Here is a 4,384-nt window from a genome sequence, read left to right as displayed (position 1 = left end):
GGTTCGGCTCCCGCGACCAGCAGCGCGCCTGAGCGCTCAGGCGCGTCCGCGACGACGCCCCGGCACCCCGTCACCCCTCGCCGCCAGGACCGCCCCGAGCGCCGCCCCCGCGTGGCCGAGCGCCGCCACCCACACGCCGGTTCCCGCGATGACGTCGACCGTCACGCCGGTCAGCCCGAGGACGGCGAATCCCGCCCACGCGCCCACGAGCGCGACGACGACCCTCGGCGCGAGCGGACGCCCGGCCGTCGTGAGGGGCCGCACCACCACGCCGACCAGCAGTCCGATCAGCGACACCGAGACGAGCGGAAGGAGCATGCCCCCAGCCTGCACCGCGACCGAGGGCAGCGGGATCGGGGACCACCCTGAGCAGCCCCCCGTCGTCGCTGCCGAGGTGACGGACGACACCCCCTGGTCCCGTCGCTGGCGACCCTTCGTATGGGGTCTACCCTGGTACGCGTATGCCCTGACGGGCGTGGGAGACAACGGACAATCCGGAAGAGGCGATCGAGGCCGTGGCCGAGAGCGACAGCCCCCTGCCAGATTTTGGCACCAATCAGTGGCTCGTCGAAGAGATGTACGAGCGCTACAAGTCGGACCCGGCGTCAGTTGACGCGTCGTGGTCCCGCCTCTTCGAGGGAGGTGGAACGACGCCGAGCAGTCCACCGACGCCCGCACCCGCGAAGGCTCCAGCAGCGTCCGCATCGAAGCCGTCAGCCCCGGCGTCGGCCGCTCCGGCAAAGCCCGCGGCCAAGCCCGCGGCGGCCAGGCCGGCAGCGAAGCCAGACACCGCTAAGGCAGCGACGCCCGTGGCGAAGGCCGCCGCCACGAAGCCTGTCCCGACCGATGTCGAGCAGACCGTGCTGCGCGGCGCCGCCGCCCGTACGGCCGCCAACATGGACGACAGCCTGAGCGTCCCGACCGCGACCAGCGTCCGCTCGGTCCCGGTCAAGCTGTTGATCGACAACCGCATCGTCATCAACAACCATCTCGCCCGGGCGCGTGGCGGCAAGGTGTCCTTCACGCACCTGATCGGCTTCGCGCTGGTCAAGGCGCTCAAGGCGATGCCGGAGATGAACGCCGGCTTCGACGTCGTCGACGGCAAGCCGACGCTGCTGCGGCCGGCCCACGTCAACCTGGGCCTCGCGATCGACCAGAAGAAGCCCGACGGCACCCGTCAGCTCCTCGTGCCGTCGATCAAGCAGGCCGACACGATGGACTTCGCCGGCTTCTGGGCCGCGTACGAGGCCGTCGTCGACAAGGCCCGCAACAACAAGCTGACCGTGGCCGACTTCCAGGGCACGACGATCAGTCTCACCAACCCGGGCACGATCGGCACCAACCACTCCGTGCCGCGTCTGATGAAGGGCCAGGGCGCCATCATCGGCGTCGGCTCGATGGACTTCCCGCCGGAGTTCCTGGGCGCGTCGGACCACACGATCGCCACCCAGGCCATCTCCAAGATGATGACGCTGACGTCGACGTATGACCACCGCATCATCCAGGGCGCGCAGTCGGGCGACTTCCTGCGTCGGGTCAGCGCGCTGCTGCTCGGCGAGGAGGGCTTCTACGACGAGATCTTCCGCGCACTCAAGATCCCGTACGAGCCGATCCGCTGGGCACGCGACATCGCCGTCAGCCACGACGACGAGGTCCACCGCCAGGCACGCGTGCTCGAGCTGATCCACGCCTTCCGCGTGCGCGGCCACCTCATGGCCGACACCAACCCGCTCGACCACTCCCCCCGCAGCCACCCGGACCTTGAGATCTCCTCGCACGGTCTGACGCTGTGGGACCTGGAGCGCGAGTTCGCGACCGGCTCGTTCGGCGGACGTGAGCGCCGCTTCATGAAGCTGCGCGAGATCCTCGGCATCCTGCGTGACTCGTACGCCCGCACCTCGGGCATCGAGTACATGCACATCCAGGACCCCGAGCAGCGCCTCTGGATCCAGGAGCGCGTCGAGCGCGAGCACTCCAAGCCGCCCCGCGAGGAGCAGCTGCGGATCCTCCACAAGCTCAACCAGGCCGAGGCCTTCGAGACGTTCCTGCAGACGAAGTTCGTCGGCCAGAAGCGCTTCAGCCTCGAGGGCTCGGAGACGACGATCCCGCTCGTCGACGAGATCTGCGAGGCCGCCGCAGCCGACTCGCTGGACGAGGTCTGCATCGGCATGGCGCACCGCGGACGCCTCAACCTCCTGGTCAACATCGCCGGCAAGAACCCCGGCTTCGTGTTCCGCGAGTTCGAGGGCAACATCGACCCGCGCACGGTCCAGGGCTCGGGCGACGTGAAGTACCACCTCGGCGTCGAGGGCGAGTTCACCGCCGCCAGCGGTGACACCATCAAGGTCTCGGTCGCGGCGAACCCCTCGCACCTCGAGGTCGTCGACCCCGTGCTCGAGGGCATCGCGCGTGCCAAGCAGGACCGCCTCAACCGCGGCGAGGAGTTCCCTGTCCTCCCGCTGCTCATCCACGGTGACGCGGCCTTCGCCGGCCAGGGCGTGGTCGCGGAGACGCTCAACCTCTCGCAGCTGCGCGGCTACCGCACCGGCGGCACGATCCACGTGATCGTCAACAACCAGGTCGGCTTCACCACCTCGCCGAGCTCGTCGCGCTCCTCGACGTACGCGACGGACGTCGCCCGGATGATCCAGGCGCCGATCTTCCACGTCAACGGCGACGACCCCGAGGCGTGCATCCGCATCGCCCAGCTCGCGTACGAGTACCGCAAGGCGTTCAAGAGCGACGTCGTCATCGACCTCATCACGTACCGCAAGCGCGGCCACAACGAGGGCGACGACCCGAGCTTCACCCAGCCGCTGATGTACGACGTCATCGAGAAGAAGAAGTCGGTCCGTGTGCTCTACACGTCGGCTCTTGTCGGTCGTGGCGACATCACGATGGAGGAGGCCGAGAGCGCGCTCAAGGACTACCAGGACCAGCTCCAGCGGGTCTTCGCCGAGGCCGGCACGGCCGCCGACGACGACTACCAGACCGCACCGGAGTACCCGGAGAAGCCCGAGCTCGCCAAGGTCGAGACGGCGGTGACCCCCGAGACCCTCAAGGCGATCGCGGAGGCATACACCAGCGTCCCGGACAGCTTCACTGTCCACCCGAAGGTGCTCCCCCAGCTGCAGCGCCGCGCCGCGTCGATCACGGCCGGCCCGATCGACTGGGGCACGGGCGAGATCATCGCGTTCGGCTCGCTGCTGCTCGACGGGCGCCCGGTGCGACTCGCCGGTCAGGACTCGCGCCGCGGCACGTTCTCGCAGCGGTTCGCGACGATCATCGACCGCCACACCGGCGCCGAGTGGACGCCGCTGGCACGGATGACGCCGGACCAGGGCACGTTCTACATCTATGACTCGCTGCTCAGCGAGTACGCCGCGCTCGGCTTCGAGTACGGCTACTCGGTGGCGCGTCCCGAGGCTCTGACGCTGTGGGAGGCGCAGTTCGGCGACTTCGTCAACGGCGCCCAGTCGGTCATCGACGAGTACATCTCGGCCGGTGAGGCGAAGTGGGGCCAGAAGTCCGGTGTCGTGCTGCTGCTGCCGCACGGCTACGAGGGCCAGGGGCCGGACCACTCCTCGGCACGCATCGAGCGGTTCCTCCAGCTCGCCGCCGAGGACGCCATGACGGTCGCACAACCGTCGACGCCCGCGTCGTACTTCCACCTGCTGCGCCGCCAGAACCTCGAGAGCGAGCACCGCCCGCTCATCGTGTTCACGCCCAAGCAGCTGCTGCGCCTGAAGGCCGCGATGTCGCGGCCGGAGGACTTCACCACCGGGACGTTCGAGCCGGTGCTCGCCGACCCGGCGGAGTCGTCGCTGGACACGAACAAGGTCGAGCGGGTGCTCCTCGCGTCCGGCCGTGTCTCGTACGACGTCCTCGCGACGCGCGACAAGGTCGAGGCAGATGCCTCTCGGACGGCTGTCATCCGCGTCGAGCAGCTCTACCCGCTGCCCCTCGAGGAGATCAAGGCGGAGCTCGCGAAGTATCCGAACGCCACCGAGGTCCGCTGGGTCCAGGACGAGCCGGCCAACCAAGGTCCGTGGCCGTTCATGGCGCTCAACCTGGCTCCTGAGCTCGCCCTGCCCCTCGTACCCGTGTCGCGTGACGCGTCGGCCGCTCCGTCGGTCGGCAACCACAAGCGGCACCTCGAGGAGAACAAGGCGCTCATGGAGCGCGCGTTCGCCTAAGGGTTGCTCGTGTACTTCACCGACAGAGGGATCGAGGAGCTGGACTCGCGTCGCGGCGACGAGGAGGTCACCTTCGCGTGGCTCTCGGAGCGGCTGCAGGAGTTCGTCGACCTCAATCCTGAGTTCGAGGTGCCGGTCGAGCGGCTCGCCACCTGGCTGGCGCGCCTCGACGACGAGGACGACTGAGC

General features: G+C 69.1%; 3 protein-coding genes. 2 read left to right on the top strand and 1 reads right to left on the bottom strand.

All coding sequences use genetic code 11. The annotated features are described in order from the left end of the window. Positions 1-36 precede the first annotated feature (36 nt). Positions 37-318: a hypothetical protein gene (locus ACFSDF_RS10905; RefSeq protein ID WP_167007480.1), complete on the bottom strand. Its 282-nt coding sequence runs from the start codon at positions 316-318 to the stop codon at positions 37-39. Between the two features lie 257 nt (positions 319-575). Between ACFSDF_RS10905 and ACFSDF_RS10900 the strand changes: the two genes are divergently transcribed. Together ACFSDF_RS10900 and ACFSDF_RS10895 are read left to right on the top strand one after the other, a co-directional pair. Next, the gene (locus ACFSDF_RS10900) at positions 576-4,196 is read left to right on the top strand and encodes a multifunctional oxoglutarate decarboxylase/oxoglutarate dehydrogenase thiamine pyrophosphate-binding subunit/dihydrolipoyllysine-residue succinyltransferase subunit (protein ID WP_243843145.1); all 3,621 of its coding nucleotides are present in this window, start codon (positions 576-578) and stop codon (positions 4,194-4,196) included. Positions 4,197-4,205: 9 nt separating this feature from the next. Beyond that, entirely contained in the window at positions 4,206-4,382 is a 177-nt protein-coding gene (locus tag ACFSDF_RS10895) for a DUF6104 family protein (protein ID WP_163695435.1), read from the top strand. Positions 4,383-4,384 lie beyond the last annotated feature (2 nt).

The organism is Mumia zhuanghuii (genome assembly GCF_042681565.1).
Taxonomy (GTDB): Bacteria; Actinomycetota; Actinomycetes; order Propionibacteriales; family Nocardioidaceae; genus Mumia.
The sequence above is the reverse complement of the archived record's forward strand: the minus strand, read 5'-3'. Positions and strand labels throughout refer to the sequence as shown.